9 protein-coding genes are annotated in these 15,399 nt (G+C 73.3%); 3 read left to right on the top strand and 6 right to left on the bottom strand.

The genetic code is table 11. The features are described 5' to 3' along the window. Positions 1-82: 82 nt before the first annotated feature. Entirely contained in the window at positions 83-529 is a 447-nt protein-coding gene (locus DBP14_RS30105; protein ID WP_129310438.1) for a zinc ribbon domain-containing protein, read from the top strand. Beyond that, on the top strand, positions 526-1,716 hold the full coding sequence (locus DBP14_RS30100; RefSeq protein ID WP_129310436.1) for a lipid-transfer protein: 1,191 nt from the start codon (positions 526-528) through the stop codon (positions 1,714-1,716). Before DBP14_RS30105 ends, DBP14_RS30100 begins: the two co-directional genes overlap by 4 nt. 8 nt (positions 1,717-1,724) lie before the next feature. On the opposite strand, the gene DBP14_RS30095 is transcribed toward DBP14_RS30100, so the two are convergent. The 5 genes from DBP14_RS30095 to DBP14_RS30075 are packed head-to-tail and all read right to left on the bottom strand — an operon-like array spanning position 1,725 to position 9,530. Next, positions 1,725-2,330 carry an ATP/GTP-binding protein gene (locus DBP14_RS30095; RefSeq protein ID WP_129310434.1) on the bottom strand — a complete coding sequence of 202 codons (606 nt, stop codon included), beginning with the start codon at positions 2,328-2,330 and terminating at the stop codon, positions 1,725-1,727. Then, on the bottom strand, positions 2,311-5,949 hold the full coding sequence (locus tag DBP14_RS30090; RefSeq protein WP_129310432.1) for a hydantoinase B/oxoprolinase family protein: 3,639 nt from the start codon (positions 5,947-5,949) through the stop codon (positions 2,311-2,313). The genes DBP14_RS30095 and DBP14_RS30090 overlap by 20 nt, the downstream gene beginning before the upstream one ends. Before the next feature lie 24 nt (positions 5,950-5,973). Then, positions 5,974-6,369: a DUF742 domain-containing protein gene (locus DBP14_RS30085; protein WP_129310430.1), complete on the bottom strand. Its 396-nt coding sequence runs from the start codon at positions 6,367-6,369 to the stop codon at positions 5,974-5,976. A gap of 9 nt (positions 6,370-6,378) precedes the next feature. Next, positions 6,379-6,813, bottom strand: a complete 435-nt coding sequence (locus tag DBP14_RS30080) for a roadblock/LC7 domain-containing protein (RefSeq protein WP_129310428.1) — start codon at positions 6,811-6,813, stop codon at positions 6,379-6,381. Next, positions 6,810-9,530, bottom strand: a complete 2,721-nt coding sequence (locus DBP14_RS30075; RefSeq protein ID WP_129310426.1) for a nitrate- and nitrite sensing domain-containing protein — start codon at positions 9,528-9,530, stop codon at positions 6,810-6,812. Before DBP14_RS30075 ends, DBP14_RS30080 begins: the two co-directional genes overlap by 4 nt. A gap of 418 nt (positions 9,531-9,948) precedes the next feature. On the opposite strand from DBP14_RS30075, the gene DBP14_RS30070 reads away from it, so the two are divergent. Next, positions 9,949-10,482 (top strand): hypothetical protein, encoded by a 534-nt coding sequence (locus DBP14_RS30070; protein ID WP_129312156.1) that lies wholly within the window; start codon positions 9,949-9,951, stop codon positions 10,480-10,482. 87 nt (positions 10,483-10,569) lie between these two features. On the opposite strand, the gene DBP14_RS30065 is transcribed toward DBP14_RS30070, so the two are convergent. Continuing rightward, the gene (locus tag DBP14_RS30065) at positions 10,570-15,390 is read right to left on the bottom strand and encodes a hypothetical protein (RefSeq protein ID WP_129310424.1); all 4,821 of its coding nucleotides are present in this window, start codon (positions 15,388-15,390) and stop codon (positions 10,570-10,572) included. Positions 15,391-15,399 lie beyond the last annotated feature (9 nt).

Below are 15,399 nucleotides of genomic sequence, written 5' to 3'. Positions count from 1 at the left end.
TCGGGCGGGACGGTCTGCCCATTTCCAGTTGCCCGTGGCACACTTCTGACGTCCCGTCAGATTTGCTTGTCAGGGAGGGGCTTTGCCGCGCACACGCACGCCCGCGGTCTCCGGATGGTTCACCGGCGAGGGGGACGAGTTCCGGCTCCTGGGCACCCGCTGTTCGTCCTGCGCCTCGGTGTTCTTCCCGCGCGAGGACGTCCACTGCCGCAATCCGCACTGCACGGGGGGCACGCTGGAGGAGGTGCCGCTGTCGCGGAAGGGACGCGTCTGGTCGTACACCGACGGCAGATACCGCCCTCCGTCACCCTATGTGAGCGATCCGGAACTTCCGTGGGTGCCGTACGCGTTGATCGCGGTGGAGCTGGAGGCCGAGCGGATGGTGGTGCTGGGGCAGGCGGTTCCCGGGGTCACCGTCGCCGATCTGGCGGTGGGCATGGAGGTGGAGGCTGTTCCCGGCGTGCTGTACGAGGACGCGGAGACGACTTGGACGACGTGGCACTGGCGGCCCGCGGGGGTGACGGCATGACGGAGGACGTGGCGGTGCTCGGCGTGGGCATGCACCCCTGGGGCAAGTGGGGGCGCGGCTTCGTCGAGTACGGAACGGCGGCGGCGCGAGCGGCGCTGGCGGACGCGGGGCTGCGCTGGCGGGACGTCGGTTCGATCGTGGGCGCGGACACGGTGCGTGGCGGCTATCCCGGATATGTGGCGGGTGCTTCGTTCGCCAGGGCACTGGGCTGGCAGGGTGCCAGGGTGGCGAGTGTCTACGCGGCGTGCGCCTCCGGGGCGCAGGCGATCGCGACCGCGCGGGCCCAGATCCTGGCCGGGCTCGCCGATGTGGTGCTCGTGGTGGGGGCGGACGCGGCGCCCAAGGGGTTCTTCCGGCCGGCGGGCGGGGACCGGCCGGACGACCCCGACTGGCTGCGCTTCCGTCTGCTGGGGGCGACGAACCCGGCGTACTTCGGGCTGTACGCGCGGCGGCGGATGGCGGTGCACGGGGACACGCCGGCGGACTTCGCGCTGGTCAAGGTGAAGAACGCCGCATTCGGGGCGCTGAACCCGTACGCGCGCTACCGCAGGCGGGTCACCGCCGAAGAAGTCGCCGCATCCGCCGTGGTCGCCGATCCGCTGCGGCTGCTCGACATCTGCGCGACCTCCGACGGCGGTGCGGCCCTGGTGCTGTCCGGCCTGGACTTCGCTCACCGGCACGGAGTCGCCCGTCCGGTACGGCTCCGGGCGGTCGCGACCGTGACCCCGCGGTTCCCGAGCACGGTGCTGGACCTCCCCGACATCTCCACGGACTCCGCGGTGGCGGTGGCAGCTCCCGACGAGGGCTTCCGGGCCTCCATCGCCCGCTCCGCCTACGAGGAGGCGGGTATCGGCCCGGAGGACCTGTCCCTGGCCGAGGTGTACGACCTGTCCACCGCGCTGGAACTGCAGTGGTACGAGGATCTGGGGCTGTGCGGCGAGGGCGAGGCCGCCAAGCTGCTCCGGGAGGGCGCGACGTCCCCCGGCGGTCGCATACCCGTCAACCCCAGTGGCGGGCTGGCCTCGTTCGGCGAGGCCGTGCCGGCCCAGGCCATCGCCCAGGTGTGCGAGGTCACCTGGCAGTTGAGGACCGCCGCGGCCGGACGGCAGGTGAGCGGGGCGCGGGTGGGCCTCACGGCCAACCAGGGGCTGTTCGGGCACGGTTCGTCGGTGATCGCCGTACGCTGACCGGCGGCTCAGCTGGTGAGGGCCTGACGGCGTTCCGAGGCGTACGCCATCGCGTGCTGGACGACCCCGATGAGCACCTCCTTGACGGACTCCCGGTCACGCGCGTCGCACAGCACCACGGGCACGTTCTCGTCCAGGTCGAGGGCCTGGCGGACGGCCTCGGCCGGATACCGGGCGGCCCCTTCGAAGCAGTTGACGCCCACGAGGAAGGGGATGGAGCGCCGCTCGAAGTAGTCGACGGCGGCGAAGCAGTCCTCCAAACGGCGTGTGTCGGCGAGGACCACGGCGCCGAGAGATCCCTCGGACAACTCGTCCCACATGAACCAGAAGCGTTCCTGTCCGGGCGTGCCGAAGAGGTACAGCACCAGGTCCTCGCGCAGGGTGATGCGGCCGAAGTCCATGGCCACGGTGGTGGTGTGCTTGCCCTCCACGCCCTCGGTGTCGTCGACCGGGCGCCCGGCCTCGGTCAGTGACTCCTCGGTGCGCAGCGGCCTGATCTCACTGACCGCGCCGACGAGGGTCGTCTTGCCAACGCCGAAGCCGCCGGCCACGAGGATCTTGAGCGTGACGGGCTCGACCGGGGACGTGCCGCGCTCAGAACGCCCGAAGATCATCCTTCTCTTCTCCTGCTTGATGGGGGTCGGGCGACGGTCGGCCGTAGCCGCCGCCACCGGGGGTCTCGATGACGAGTACGTCGCCGGGGGCGACGTCCGCCGAGCCGCTTCCGCCGAGTTCGGTGACCGTGCCGTCGGCCCGCTCCACCCGGTTGGCGCCGAGCGCGCCGGGCGCGCCGCCCGCCATGCCGTAGGGCGGCACGCGGCGGTGCTGGGAGAGCGTGGAGACGGTCATGGGTTCGAGGAAGCGGATGCGGCGCACCGCGCCGTCGCCGCCGTGCCACCGGCCGGCGCCGCCGCTGCCGCGCCGGACGGCGAACTCGTCGAGCCGGACGGGCAGCCGCCACTCCAGGACTTCCGGGTCGGTCAGCCGCGAGTTGGTCATGTGGGTCTGGACGACGTCGGCGCCGGGGAAGCCGTCTCCGGCTCCGGAGCCGGAGGCGACGGTCTCGTAGTACTGGTGGCGTTCGTTGCCGAAGGTGACGTTGTTCATCGTCCCGGATCCCTCGGCCTGGACGCCGAGTGCGGCGTAGAGGGCGCCGGTCACGGCCTGGGAGGTCTCCACGTTGCCGGCGACCACGGCGGCGGGGGGTTCCGGGGCGAGGAACGAGCCGGGCGGGACGATGATGTCCAGGGGGCGCAGGCAGCCGTCGTTGAGAGGGATGTCGTCCGCGACAAGGGTGCGGAAGACGTACAGAACGGCCGCATTGACGACGGAGAGGGGGGCGTTGAAGTTGGTGGTCAGCTGCGCGGAGGTGCCCGTGAAGTCGATGGTCGCCCGGCGTTCGGCCCGGTCGACGCTCACCCGGACGCGGATGACGGCACCGGAGTCGGTCTCGTAGGCGTATGCGCCGTCGTCGAGGGCGTCGATGACGCGGCGGACGGATTCCTCGGCGTTGTCCTGCACGTGCCGCATGTAGGCCTGGACGACGTCGAGGCCGAACTCGGCGATCATGCGGCGGACTTCGTCGACGCCCTTGCGGTTGGCGGCGATCTGCGCCCGCAGGTCGGCGAGGTTCGTGGGGACGTTGCGGGAGGGGTGGGCCGCCTCCGTGAGCAGGCGGCGGGTCTCGGTCTCCCGGAAGCGGCCGTTCTCGGCGAGCAGCCAGTTGTCGAAGAGGACGCCCTCCTCGTCGATGGTGCGGCTGTGGGCCGGCATGGAGCCCGGGGCGATGCCGCCGATCTCGGCGTGGTGGCCGCGTGAGGCCACGTAGAAGAGGATCTCGGGGTCACTCTCCGTGGCGTCGGCGGAGTCGCGGTCGAAGACGGGGGTGATCACGGTGACGTCGGGCAGGTGGGTGCCGCCGTGGTACGGGTCGTTGACGGCGTAGGTGTCTCCGGGGCGCATCGCGGTGCCGCGGCGGCGGATGACCTCCTGGACGCCGGCTCCCATGGAGCCCAGGTGGACGGGGATGTGGGGGGCGTTGGCGACCAGGTTGCCGTCGGGGTCGAAGAGGGCGCAGGAGAAGTCCAGCCGCTCCTTGATGTTGACGGACTGGGCCGTGGACTCCAGTCGGGCGCCCATCTGCTCGGCGATGGACATGAAGAGGTTGTTGAAGACTTCAAGCAAAACCGGATCGACTTCTGTGCCCAGATCGGAACTCTGCGTAATCGCCGCGCGTTCCATGAGCAGATGCCCGTCGTCGGTCGCGGTGACCCGCCAGCCGTCGTCGACGACGGTCGTGGCACTGGCCTCGGTGATGATCGCGGGGCCGGTGACGGTCTCGCCGGGAGGAAGGGCCTCCCGGCGGTGGAGGGGTACGTCGCGCCAGGTGCCGCCGGTGTGGAGGCGGACGGTGTCGGCGGCGGCGGGACGGCCTTCGTACGGGGCGAGGGCGGAGAGATCGGGGGGTTCGGTGATGCCGGTGGCTTCGACGGAGAGGGCTTCCACGACGACCGGGCGGTCGAGGGTGAAGGAGTACGTGGCGCGATGACGCTCTTCGAAGGCGTGCAGCATGGTGTCCGGCTCGGACAGCCCGACGGTGAGGGTGGTGTCGGTTCCGTCGTAGCGGAGCTGGGCGCGGCGGGTGACCCGGATGTGCTCCTCGGGGACGTCCTCGGCACCGAGTTCGGCGCGGGCGGCGGCCTCCAGGTCGTCGGCGGTCTTGCGGATGCCCGGCATGGCGGCGGCGTCCAGGGTGGCCTCGACGGACTGCTCGCGCATGGCGGTGGTGTCGGCGAGGCCGATGCCGAGGGCGGACAGGACCCCGGCCATGGGGGGCACGAGGACGGTGCGGATGCCGAGGGAGTCGGCGACCCGGCACGCGTGCTGTCCTCCCGCCCCGCCGAAGGTGGTGAGGGCGTACCGGGTGACGTCGTGGCCCTTCTGCACGGAGATCCGTTTGACAGCGTTGGCGATGTTGGCGACGGCGATCTGCAGGTAGCCCTCGGCGACCTGTTCCGCGGTGCGGTCGTCCCCGGTCCGCTCGCGGATCTCCCGTGCGAGAGCCGTGAACCGGTCGTGGACGAGGGCGGCGTCCAGGGGGCGGTCGCCGTCCGGGCCGAACACCGCCGGGAAGTGGGCCGGCTGGACGCGTCCGAGCATCACGTTGGCGTCGGTGATGGTGAGCGGGCCGCCGCCGCGGTAGCAGGCGGGGCCTGGGGTGGCGCCCGCGGAGTCGGGTCCGACGCGGTAGCGGGAGCCGTCGAAGTGCAGGACGGATCCGCCCCCGGCGGCGACGGTGTGGATGTCCAGCATGGGCGCGCGCAGCCGGACTCCGGCGATCTGGGTGGTGAAGACGCGCTCGTACTCGCCTGCGAAGTGCGAGACGTCGGTGGAGGTGCCGCCCATGTCGAAGCCGATGACGCGGTCGAATCCGGCGAGCTGCGACATGCGGGCCATGCCGACGATGCCGCCGGCCGGCCCGGAGAGGATGGCGTCCTTGCCGCGGAACTGTCCGGCCTCCGTCAGGCCGCCGTTGGACTGCATGAACATCAGGCGCACATCGTGCAGTTCGTCGGCGATGTGCCGCACGTAACGGCGCAGTACGGGCGAGAGGTAGGCGTCGACGACGGCGGTGTCCCCACGCGGAACGAGCTTCATCAGGGGGCCGACCTCGCTGGACAGCGAGATCTGCGGGAAGCCGATGTCCGCGGCGAGCGCGCCGATCGCCTGCTCGTGAGCGGGGTGGAGGTGGCTGTGCAGGCAGACGACGGCGACCGCGCGGATCCCGTCGTCGTACGCCTGCTGGAGCTCTTGCCTCAGCGCGCCCAGGTCGGGGGCCCGGAGCACGGCACCGTCGGCGGTGATGCGTTCGTCGGCTTCGACAATCTGTTCGTACAACAGTTCGGGCAGCTCGATGCGCCGGGCGAAGATGCGGGGGCGGTTCTGGTAGGCGATGCGCAGGGCGTCGCCGAATCCCCGGGTGATGACGAGGAGGGTGCGCTCGCCCTTGCGTTCCAGCAGCGCGTTGGTGGCGACCGTGGTGCCCATGCGGACGGCGTCGACGGGCTCCGCGGAGCCGTCGAGGAGTTCGCGCACGCCGGCCACGGCCGCGTCGGCGTACCGCGCGGGACGGTCGGACAGCAGTTTGTGGGTGAGCAGCCGGCCGTCCGGGCGGCGCGCGACGATGTCGGTGAACGTGCCGCCCCGGTCGACCCAGAACTGCCAGCCTGTCACGTCACTTCTCCGCTTCCGCGCCGGTCACAGCGCCCGGAGGCCGTTGATCACGTCGCGCAGAATACTCTCGTCCACCAGTTCCGCCGGGGGGACCGGGCGCGTCACGTGGATGAGTTCCTCGTGCACCAGGTCTCCGATGAGCACGCGTACGACGCCGACGGGGAGGTCGAGTTCCGCGGCGAGCTCGGCGACCGACTGCGGCGCCTTGCGGCACAGTTCGACGATCTCCACCTGTTCCGGGGAGAGCGCATGGTTCGCCTCCGGGTCGCCCGCGCCCGGTTCCGTGCCAACCACCGCGATCAGATCGAGCCGGTGCTGGGCCGCACTGGTGGTGCGGCCGCGCGTCATGGCGTACGGACGGACGACCGGTCCGGCCTCGTCGTCGAACCAGTGCTTTCCCATCTGACCGTTACCGCTCATGTCATCCCACTACCCGCCCGCGGGCAGATCGGTGCGTGGAGCGGTGCCCAGATGTACGCCGACCCGCTTGACCAGGAGCGTCATCTCGTAGGCGACCTGGCCCACGTCGGAGTCGGCGTCCGCGAGCACGGCCAGGCAGCTGCCGTCGCCGGCGGCGGTCACGAAGAGGAACGCGTCGTCGAGTTCCACGACCGTCTGCCGGACGCTGCCCGCCTCGAAATGCCGGCCCACGCCCTTGGCCAGGCTGTGGAAACCGGAGGCGACGGCGGCCAGGTGCTCGCCGTCCTCCCTGGTCAGGTCCTTGGACACCCCCGTGGGCAGGCCGTCGCCCGAGAGCACGACGGCCTTGCGGATGCTGGCGACCCGGTCGACGAGCTCGTCGAGGAGCCAGTTCAGCTCCCCCCTGTTCGTCGCCGTGTGGCCGGTCGCCTTCGGTGCGGTCATCGACCGTCCCCCTTAGTCGTTCCTGGTGCTGTGCCGTTGCGGGCGCTGTCGCCCGCTGCGTTCTCCTCGCGGCCGCGCTGCCAGCCCCGCTGGAGCGAGGCCATCCTGCTGCGGACCTCGTCGGCGTCACGGTCGGCGGGCCCCGGCTGCGGGTCGATACGCCGTTCGGAGTCCTGCTTCAGCTGGGGGGCCAGGCTGGCCTGCCGTACGCGCCGGGGCAGCGAGCCGGTGTCGGCGTCGGTCTGTGCGTCCGTGCCGCCGGTGGCCGGGAGGTGCTCCCCCTCCCCCGCCCTGTCCGACGGTCCGGTGCGCCGCGCGGACTCGCCTCGTCGGCGGGCGGGCAGCGGGGCCAGTCCCCCCGTGTCCGGGCGGCGCGGCCCGGCGGCCGGCTCCTCGGACTCGCCGCGCCTCGCGCGCTGGTCCGTGACGGGCTTGCCGTGCGAACTGACGAGCTTGGGCGTGTGGCGCCGGGGCAGCGGTACGGGACCGCGCTCGCCGGCCGCCCCGTCGTCCGGGAGCCGGGGAGCGGACTGATGAAGTTCACTCACCCGGAGAGCGGGCTGGTCGTCGGCGCGGGCGAGGGACCGGCGGGGGCGGAACAGGCCGCCGCGCTCGCTGTCCTCGTCGGTCAGTGCACCGGGGAAGTCGTCGAGGGCGTCCAGGTCGACGGGGGCCTCCAGCTCGACCGGGCCGTCCAGCAGGGTGGCCGGCAGGCCGGGCAGCTGCAGCGGCATCGGGGACCGGCCGGTGGCGCGACCGGCTGCCTCGGCCTCCTTGGCGGGCCGGTCCCGGTCGAGACGGAAACCGATGCCGTTGGTGTCCGGGACCTCGTCGGTGAGCAGCGTGTCGGGAATGAAGACGACGGCGGTGGTGCCGCCGTAAGGAGACGGCTGCAGGGAGACACGGACGTTCTGGCGCTGGGCCAGGCGGCTGACGACGAAGAGGCCGAGCCGGTCGGTGTCGGAGAGTTCGAACTCGGGAGTCTCGGCGAGCCGGAGGTTCGCGTCCAGCAGCGCCTCGGCCGTCATGCCGAGACCCCGGTCGTGGATCTCCAGGGTGAAGCCGTTGGCGACCCGTTCGCCGAGGACCTGCACGGCGGTGTGCGGGGGCGAGAAGACGGTGGCGTTCTCCAGAAGCTCGGCCACCAGGTGGGTGACGTCGGCGACGGCAGGCCCGGTGACGGCGACCCGCGGCAGCCGGCGGACCTCGATGCGCTCGTAGTCCTCGACCTCGGCGACGGCGGCGCGGACGACGTCCATCAGCTGCACCGGCCGGCGCCACTGCCGCGAGGGTGCGGCACCGGAGAGGATCACCAGGCCCTCGGCGTGGCGGCGCATGCGGGTGGTGAGGTGGTCGAGGCGGAACAGGTCGGCGAGTTCGTCGGTGTCCTCGGTCCTGCGCTCCATGGTGTCGAGCAGGGTGAGCTGCTTGTGCAGCAGCACCTGGCTGCGGCGGGCGAGGTTGACGAAGACCTCGGAGACGCCCGCGCGCAGTTCCGCCTGTTTCACGGCGGCCTCGACGGCGGCGCGCTGCAGGGTGTTGAGTGCCTGGCCGACCTCGCCGATCTCGTTCTGGTCGTACTCCAGCCGCGGCACCTCGGTCTCGACGTCGACCTGCTCGCCGGACGAGAGGCGGCGCATCACGCTGGGCAGCCGCACACCGGACGCGTCGTGCGCCTCCAGGCGCAGCTGCCGCAGATCGCGGACGAGGCCGCGGCCGATGCGTACGGACAGCACGAGGGACACGACCAGGGCGAGCAGGCCGAGAACGCCGGCGACGGCCGCCTGGGCGATCACGCGCAGGCCGACGGGGTGCATCCGGTCCTGGAAGCGGTCTCCGGCCTGGTCGTCGAGGGTGCCGAGGTCGTCGAGCACGGCCGCCGCGGCGGTGTCCCAGTCCTTGGCGGTGATGCCGTGCGGAGTGCCGGACGTGATGCCGATGACGTCCTGTTCGGCGGCCCTCAGCTGGGTGCTGGTGGCATTGCGCCAGAAGCGTTCGTAGCGTTCGCTCTCGGTGTCCGGCAGCAGCGGAAGGCTGATGCGGTACAGGAGGCGGCGCTGGGCGACGAGGTCGGACACGTCGCGGGTCTCGGCGCGGGAGAGCCGGCCGACCACGAGGGCGGAGCCGAGCAGGGCGTCCTCACGGGAGAGCAGGTCGCGGGCGCGGCTGATGTTGACCAGGGCGCGGGACTGCTGGTTGAGGTCGATGTCGTCGACGCCGTCGAGTGCGGCGAGCAGGGTGAAGCAGGGGTCGACGAGGCGGTTGTACTGGTCGAGGGCCTGGGCGCGGGTGACGGTTCCCTGCTCGACGCTGTGGCGCAGTGCGTCGAGGCCGCCGAAGCCGTCCAGCACGGCGGTGAGGCGTTCGGTGTCGTCCGCGTCCATGCCGTCGAGGACATCGTGGTCCTTGGCGTTCACGCGGACCCTGGCGATGGCCCGGTCGGTGGCCGTGCGGGTCCGGTGCAGGGCGGTGAGGGCGTCGGCGGCGCGCGGGTCGGCCAGGTACACGAGGGTCTGGCGGCGTTCCTGCTGCAGGACGCGAACGGTGTCCTCGGTGGGGTACCCGATGTCCTGGACGATGTGGTTGACGTGAAAGAGCTGGGTGACCTCACGCCCTGTCAGTACCGTGGTGAAGGCCCAGATGGCGGTCAGGGACACCAGCGGCACGAGAAGCAGCGCCACGATCTTCCGGCGGATCGACTTCCCGCGAAAGCGCATGGCCTCCCCCAGCTCGACCCCCGCCGGCCGGGGGCGCACATGTTCGTCAACAAACGGCGCGAGCCTACTACCGCCTCACAGCTATCTCGAAGACACGCTCGACGGGCGAACGTCCTTGACAGCGGCGAGAGATGGCGAGTTGTCCGGGCATTGCGGGAGATGGTCACCGTGAAACCGGCGGCTGGAAACGGCCGGACGGTCTGATATGGAAAGCCAGTTGGCTGAATTCTTTCGCCGATCGGGAATCTTCAGACGGTGCCGTTCGTCCTTCTCTGTGGGAAATGGGGGCGGAATCGGCCACATGAGCCGCATCCCGCATCCCGGCGGCGTAAAACAGCGCAAGCCGGGCAGCCAGTGGGTGTCGGGGTCTTCGGACACCGGGGCGAGCGGTCTTCCGGCGGTGGGGAGTGACAAGGTGATGGGCACGGCTCAGCGGCACGAGGCGCCCGAGGACGGAGGGGCCGCGCGCTCGACGGTGCGGTGGGCCCAGGGGGTGCCGGATCGCGAGATTCCGGCGTGTGAGCCCGCCGAGCGGGCTTTTGGGGAGCAACAGCGGGAGCGGTACCGGCCGTTGTGGGTGGAGGAGCCGGCGCGGCGGTACCGGATGCCCGATCCGGTGCGTACGGCGGCGGTGCGGGCCGTCCTGATCACCGCGGTGACGCTCATCCAGGCCGTGGTGGCCTTCCTGTGCACGATGGCCGGGTCCTGGCTGGCGTTCCCCATGGTGATCAGCGGTGTGGCCAGCACGGTGGTGGCCACCTGGGCCGCGGTCGACGTGTGGGTGACCCGTCAGGTGTGGCACCAGCGGTACGGGGTGGTCTCCGAGCCGAGCAGCACGGCCCGCGCGCTGCGCCGGGAGCGGCGCGCCGCCCGCCGCCGGGAGCGGGCCGCTCTGCGGGAGCAGGAGCGGATACGCCGCCGGGGCGGCTCCGGGCAGCTGTCTCACTCCTGAGACGGGCGCGCCCCGCGGCCCGCTGCGGGAGGCCGCGGCAGGCCGCCGCGGCCCAACCCGCCCGCCGCGCCCCGCCGCGCCCCGCCGCTACGAGGCGCCCGGTGCCGGTCGTCTGTACATCCGCGTCGCCGTGATCTCGCTGTGCGCGGCCTCCTCCGTGGAAGCCTCGCGCGGCAGCCCCGGCCTGAGGTGTTCCTCCACGCTGATGTACTTCAGGCCCGCCCTGAGGTCGGCGTCGTTGCGCAGGCGGATGACCAGCGGAAACTCTGCCAGCGCGGTCGTGTCGAAGAGGCCGGTGGTGTAGAGCAGCTGGACGCCGAGCGCGTCGGACACGGCCCGCTGAAGCTCCAGCAGATACGTCGCGTTGGCGCGGCCGATCGGGTTGTCCAGGAACAGGGTTCCGGCGTGCCGGTGCTTGTCGCGGCCGCGGTCGTTGGAGCGCAGGGCGGCCATCGTGCAGTACAGGGCGATGGCCGCAGTGAGCAGCTGGCCGCCGGAGAAGACGTCGCCCATCTGGCCGACGGGCACCCGCTCGGCGCGCAGCACGGCGTCCGGCTTGAGGATCTCCACGGCCACGCCCTTGGGCTGCAGCGCCGCCGCGACACCCCGCAGCAGCAGGGACATGCCGTCGCGGCGCAGGTCGGAGTTCTTCTTCACCGCGGCGCGGGTCGCGTCGTCGATGACCTCGCCGAGACGTTCGGCGAGGGTCGCCTGGTCGGGTTCCTCGAAGCGGATGCGCAGGAACTCCTGCCCGGACCATTCGCCGAGCCCTTCGGGGAGGCGGGAGAGGCGCTGGGCGGAGCGCAGGGTGGCGAGGGCCGACTCGACGAGGCCCCGGAGCCGGTCCACGATCGAGTCACGGTTGCGTTCCAGCTGCGCCAGTTCGTCGGTGAGGACGCGCAGCCGGGGCGCGAAGGCGTCGGCCCACTTCTGCGCGTGTTCCGGCAGCGCGGAGGCGGGCAGTTCGCGGATCTGCTGCCGGGCGGGGGTGCGCACCTGCTCGTAGCGCGTGGAGTTGGCGTGCCGGACGAGGACGTCGCTCGCCTCGCGCACGGCCGTCTCGGCGGCGGACAGGTCGGCGGCGCAGCCGCGCAGCGAGCGGCGGGCCTCGGCGGCGGAGTGCCGTGCCTCCTCCGGGCTGCCGGGGTAGGGCTCGGTCTCCTCCTGCTCCTCCTCGGGGCCGTGCTCGCGCAGCAGGTCGCGGAGCATGGCGGCGATCTCGTCGAAGCCGCCGGCCGCGTCCTCGGCGGCCCGGTGCGCCTGGAGCAGCTCGGTGTGGGCGGCGCGGGCCTCGGTCAGCGCCTCGGTGCGGGCGGTGAGTTCGGCGGTGGCGGTGCGCAGGAGGGCCTGGGCGTGCTCGGCGTCGCGCGGGAGGAGTTCGTCGGGCAGTTCGGTGTGTGCCTCGCCGGCCGCGGGGGCGTGCCGTTCGGCCTCGCCGCGCAGCCGGCCGAGTTGTTCGCTCGCGGAGGACATGCGGGTCTCCAACAGCTGGACCAGTTCCTCGGCGCGCGCGGCCGCCGCCTGCCGGGAGGGGCCGTCGGAGCCGTCCGGGGACCGCAGCAGCTGCTCGGCGCGGGCGCGGACCTTGTTGCTGAGCCGGTCCAGTTCCGCGTGGGCGGCGCTCTCGTCGCTCTCCGCGCGGGCCTGCTCGGCGCGCAGGTCGGCACCGACGCCGACCTTCTCGTACACCTGGGAGGCGGCCCGGTAGGCCTCGCGGAGGGCGGGGAGGGCGGCCTTCGGGGCGTCCGTGGCGTCGTCGGGCACGTCGTCGGGCACGTCGTCGGGGGCGCCGGCGATCTCGGAGCGCTCGGCGCGCAGCGCACGGGCGGTGCGGCGGGCGTCGTCGGCGGCACGCTGGGCGGCGCGGCGGTCCTCGTCGGCGGTGCGGGCGCGGTCCAGGCAGGTCTGGGCGCGGTCCTCGGACTCGGCGGCCTCGTCGGCCAGTTCACGGAGCCGGACCTGCCAAGCGGCCCGTTCGCGGAGCCGGAAGGCGAGTCCGGCGAGGGCGTCGGCGGCGCGGCGGGCCTTCTGCGCGGCTTCCTGGCGCTCGTCCCGGATCCGCACGGCCTCGCCACCGGCCTCGTCGGCCTCGGTCCGCGCGGTGCGGGCCTCGGCGAGTTCGGCCTCGGACTCCTCGGCGAACGCGCGGGCCTGGCGGGCGGTCTCGGCGAGTTCGGCGAGCCGGCCGGCGGGGCAGCCGGTGCGCCATGAGGTGAGCCGGGCGGTCAGCTCGCGGTCCTTGCCGAGCCGGGCGGCGAGGGTGCGGATCTCCTCGTCCCGGTCGGCGGCCCGCACGCGCAGGGCCTGTCGTTCCTCGTCGGCGGCGTGCTCGTCGTGCATGGCCGGGTTCGGCGGCACCAGGAAGACGTCCTCGGGAGCGCTGCCGGGTGCCGGGGTGGGGGCGAGCAGGGCGGCGGACGTGCCGACGGCCACGGCCGAGCGGGGCAGCAGGGCGGCGGCGCTGAGCGCGTCGCGGGCACGCGCGTGCGTGCCGGGGTCGGTGATGATGACGCCGTCGACGAGTTCGGGCCGGGCGGCGAGCACGCGCGCGTGGTCGGCGGGGTCCACCGCCTGGGCGAGGTAGCGCCAGCCGGGCAGCGCGGGAATGCCGTGCTCGCCGAGGAACTCGACGGTGGCCAGCACGTCGGGGCCGGGCGGCAGCAGCCCGCCGTCGCCCAGGGCGCCGAGGATGCGGGCGTCGTCGGCGGCGGCCGTACGCAACTCGAACAGGTGCCGCTCGGCCGAGGTGACGGCGGCGTCGAGCAGGTCGCGCAGCTCATCGGCGAAGCGGTCCAACTGCTCGGGGGTGAGCGGGCCGTCGCCGAGGGCCGCGTCGGTGGATCCGTACGGGCTGCCGTCCGCGGCGGGGCCGCCCTGAGCTCCGGCGTCTCCGCGCGCGTGGGCGGCCGTGGCGTTCGCGTGTGCGCGCGGGGCCGGTTCGCCCGCGTCCCCTCCACGCGGGGCATCGAGTTCTGCGGTGCCCTGCTCTGTGGTTCCCCGGTCCGCGCCGCCGTCGCCGGCCGTCCGGGGGCCCGGCACTCCTGCCCGGCCGGCCACGGGGGCGCCCGGCAGGCTCAGCAGCTCCGCGAGGCGCTCCTCGGCCGCCAGGACCTCGGCGAGCCGCCGCTCGGCCTCGTGGGCCCGCTCGGCGGCCGTAGCCGCGTCCGACGCGCGGGCCGCCGTCAGCTCCGCGCGGGACTCGGCGGCGGCCGCCTCACGCGCGTGCTCGGTGGCCCTGCGGGCGGCTTCACGGGCGGTGTCCCAGGCGGCCACGGCGCTCTTCTCGGCGTCGCTCGCGGCGAGCGCCGCGCGCGCGGGGTCGGCGTCCGGGGCGCTGTCGTCGAGCCAGCCCGCGCGGACCGCCTCCGCCGTCTCCTGCTCGACCTCGGTGAGGCGCTGGCGCAGGTGCCCGGCCTCGCTGCGGGCGCGCTGCGCCTCGGTGGCGGCGGCGGTGGAGTCGCGGTACGCGGCGTCGCTGACCTCCTGGAGCGCGGCGGAGCGCTCCTCGTCCTCGTCGGCGAGGGCCTCGGCGCCCTCCGCGGCCGCGTGCAGGGCCCGTACGAGGTCCACGGCGGCCTTGGCGCGGGCGGCGAGCGCGGGTGCGGCGTCGCGTTCGGCCTCCTGGATGGCGGCGGACACGCGCGCGACGCGGTCGGCGGCGGCGCGGTGACGCAGTACGGCCTCGGCGGCCTGCCAGGCGGCGTGCAGGGTGCGCGCGTCGGCCAGTTCCCGCTTCTGCGCGGCGGCGGACTTCTCGGCGCCGGCCAGCGCCAGGGAGGCGTGGCGGTAGGCGAGTTCGGCGGCGATCAGGGCACTGCGCTCGCGGGCGCCCTCGGAGTGGGTGACGGCGTAGGCGGCGGCCGTGACCCGCTGGGCGAGGTCGGCGGCCCGCACCCGTTCCCGCACGGCACGCGCGGAGAGTCTGCGGGCCAGGGTGCGGGTGCGGCGCTCGGCCCCGGCGTGGATGTCACGCGCGCGGGACCGCGTCTCGGCGGCCTCGACGATCCGGCCTAGGAGATCTGCGGAGCCGGCGGTGAAGTCGCGTTCGGCGATCAGCTCGGCCCGGCGGCCCAACTTGTCGCCGAAGCCGCTGACCAGGTCGGCGAGGCCGTCCGTGTCGCGGGTGTCGGTGACGGCGCGCAGCAGCAGGTCGGTGAAGTCGGAGTCCTTCTTGACCGCGAAGAGGCCGGCGGCCTCGCCCTCGTCGGCGTTCATCTCGCGCTGGTAGCGGAAGAGTTCGGGGTCGAGGCCGAGGTCGCCGAGGTGCTCGATCCAGCGGTCGTGGATCTCCTCCCAGTGCGCCTCCAGGTGCGGGTAGGCCTTGCCGGCCTCGGTGAGGGCGTCCCGGAAGCCCTTCATGGTGCGCCGCCGGCCCTGGGCGCCCGACTGGCCCTCGACGGGCGGCCGTACGGCGGTGGACTCGGCGACCGGCAGGTTGTCCAGGCTCAGGCCGGGGCCGGGCCGGAAGGAGTACCAGGCCTCGGCGAACTTGCGCGGGTCGCCCGAGACCTGGCGCCCGCGCCACTCGCTGACCTTGCCTACGACGACGCACTCGCCGGTCTGCACGTGCTGCCATTCCAGGGCCACGTGCCCGCAGTCGTCGGCCAGCAGGAACTTGCGCAGCACGCCGGAGCTGGCGCCGCCGAGGGTGTTGCGGTGGCCCGGCAGCATCACCGAGAAGATCAGCTTGAGCAGGACTGACTTGCCGCCGCCGTTCTCCAGGAACAGCACGCCCGCGGGCGCGGGGCGGCGCGGCGGGCCGGCCGGCTCCTCCTCGAAGAACTCCGCCTGGGTGGGGGCGGGGTCGGGCACGGGTTGGCCGACCCCGCGCAGGTCGAGCACGGTGTCGGCGTAGCGCGCGCCGGCGGGCCCGATGGAGTAGAGGCGGACCCGGGACAGCTCGTACATGGCGGACTC

It is taken from the genome of Streptomyces sp. L2 (assembly GCF_004124325.1).
In the GTDB taxonomy this organism is placed as follows: domain Bacteria; phylum Actinomycetota; class Actinomycetes; order Streptomycetales; family Streptomycetaceae; genus Streptomyces.
Note: the sequence above shows the minus strand (reverse complement) of the source record. Positions and strands in the feature narration are given on the sequence as shown.

What these genes read in the sequence shown, in the direction of transcription:
- DBP14_RS30095 (WP_129310434.1), bottom strand. Translation starts at nt 2,330, where the DNA reads ATGATCTTCGGGCGTTCTGAGCGCGGCACGTCCCCGGTCGAGCCCGTC.
- DBP14_RS30070 (WP_129312156.1), top strand. Translation starts at nt 9,949, where the DNA reads ATGGGCACGGCTCAGCGGCACGAGGCGCCCGAGGACGGAGGGGCCGCG.
- DBP14_RS30065 (WP_129310424.1), bottom strand. Translation starts at nt 15,390, where the DNA reads ATGTACGAGCTGTCCCGGGTCCGCCTCTACTCCATCGGGCCCGCCGGC.
- DBP14_RS30085 (WP_129310430.1), bottom strand. Translation starts at nt 6,369, where the DNA reads ATGAGCGGTAACGGTCAGATGGGAAAGCACTGGTTCGACGACGAGGCC.
- DBP14_RS30075 (WP_129310426.1), bottom strand. Translation starts at nt 9,530, where the DNA reads ATGCGCTTTCGCGGGAAGTCGATCCGCCGGAAGATCGTGGCGCTGCTT.
- DBP14_RS30100 (WP_129310436.1), top strand. Translation starts at nt 526, where the DNA reads ATGACGGAGGACGTGGCGGTGCTCGGCGTGGGCATGCACCCCTGGGGC.
- DBP14_RS30080 (WP_129310428.1), bottom strand. Translation starts at nt 6,813, where the DNA reads ATGACCGCACCGAAGGCGACCGGCCACACGGCGACGAACAGGGGGGAG.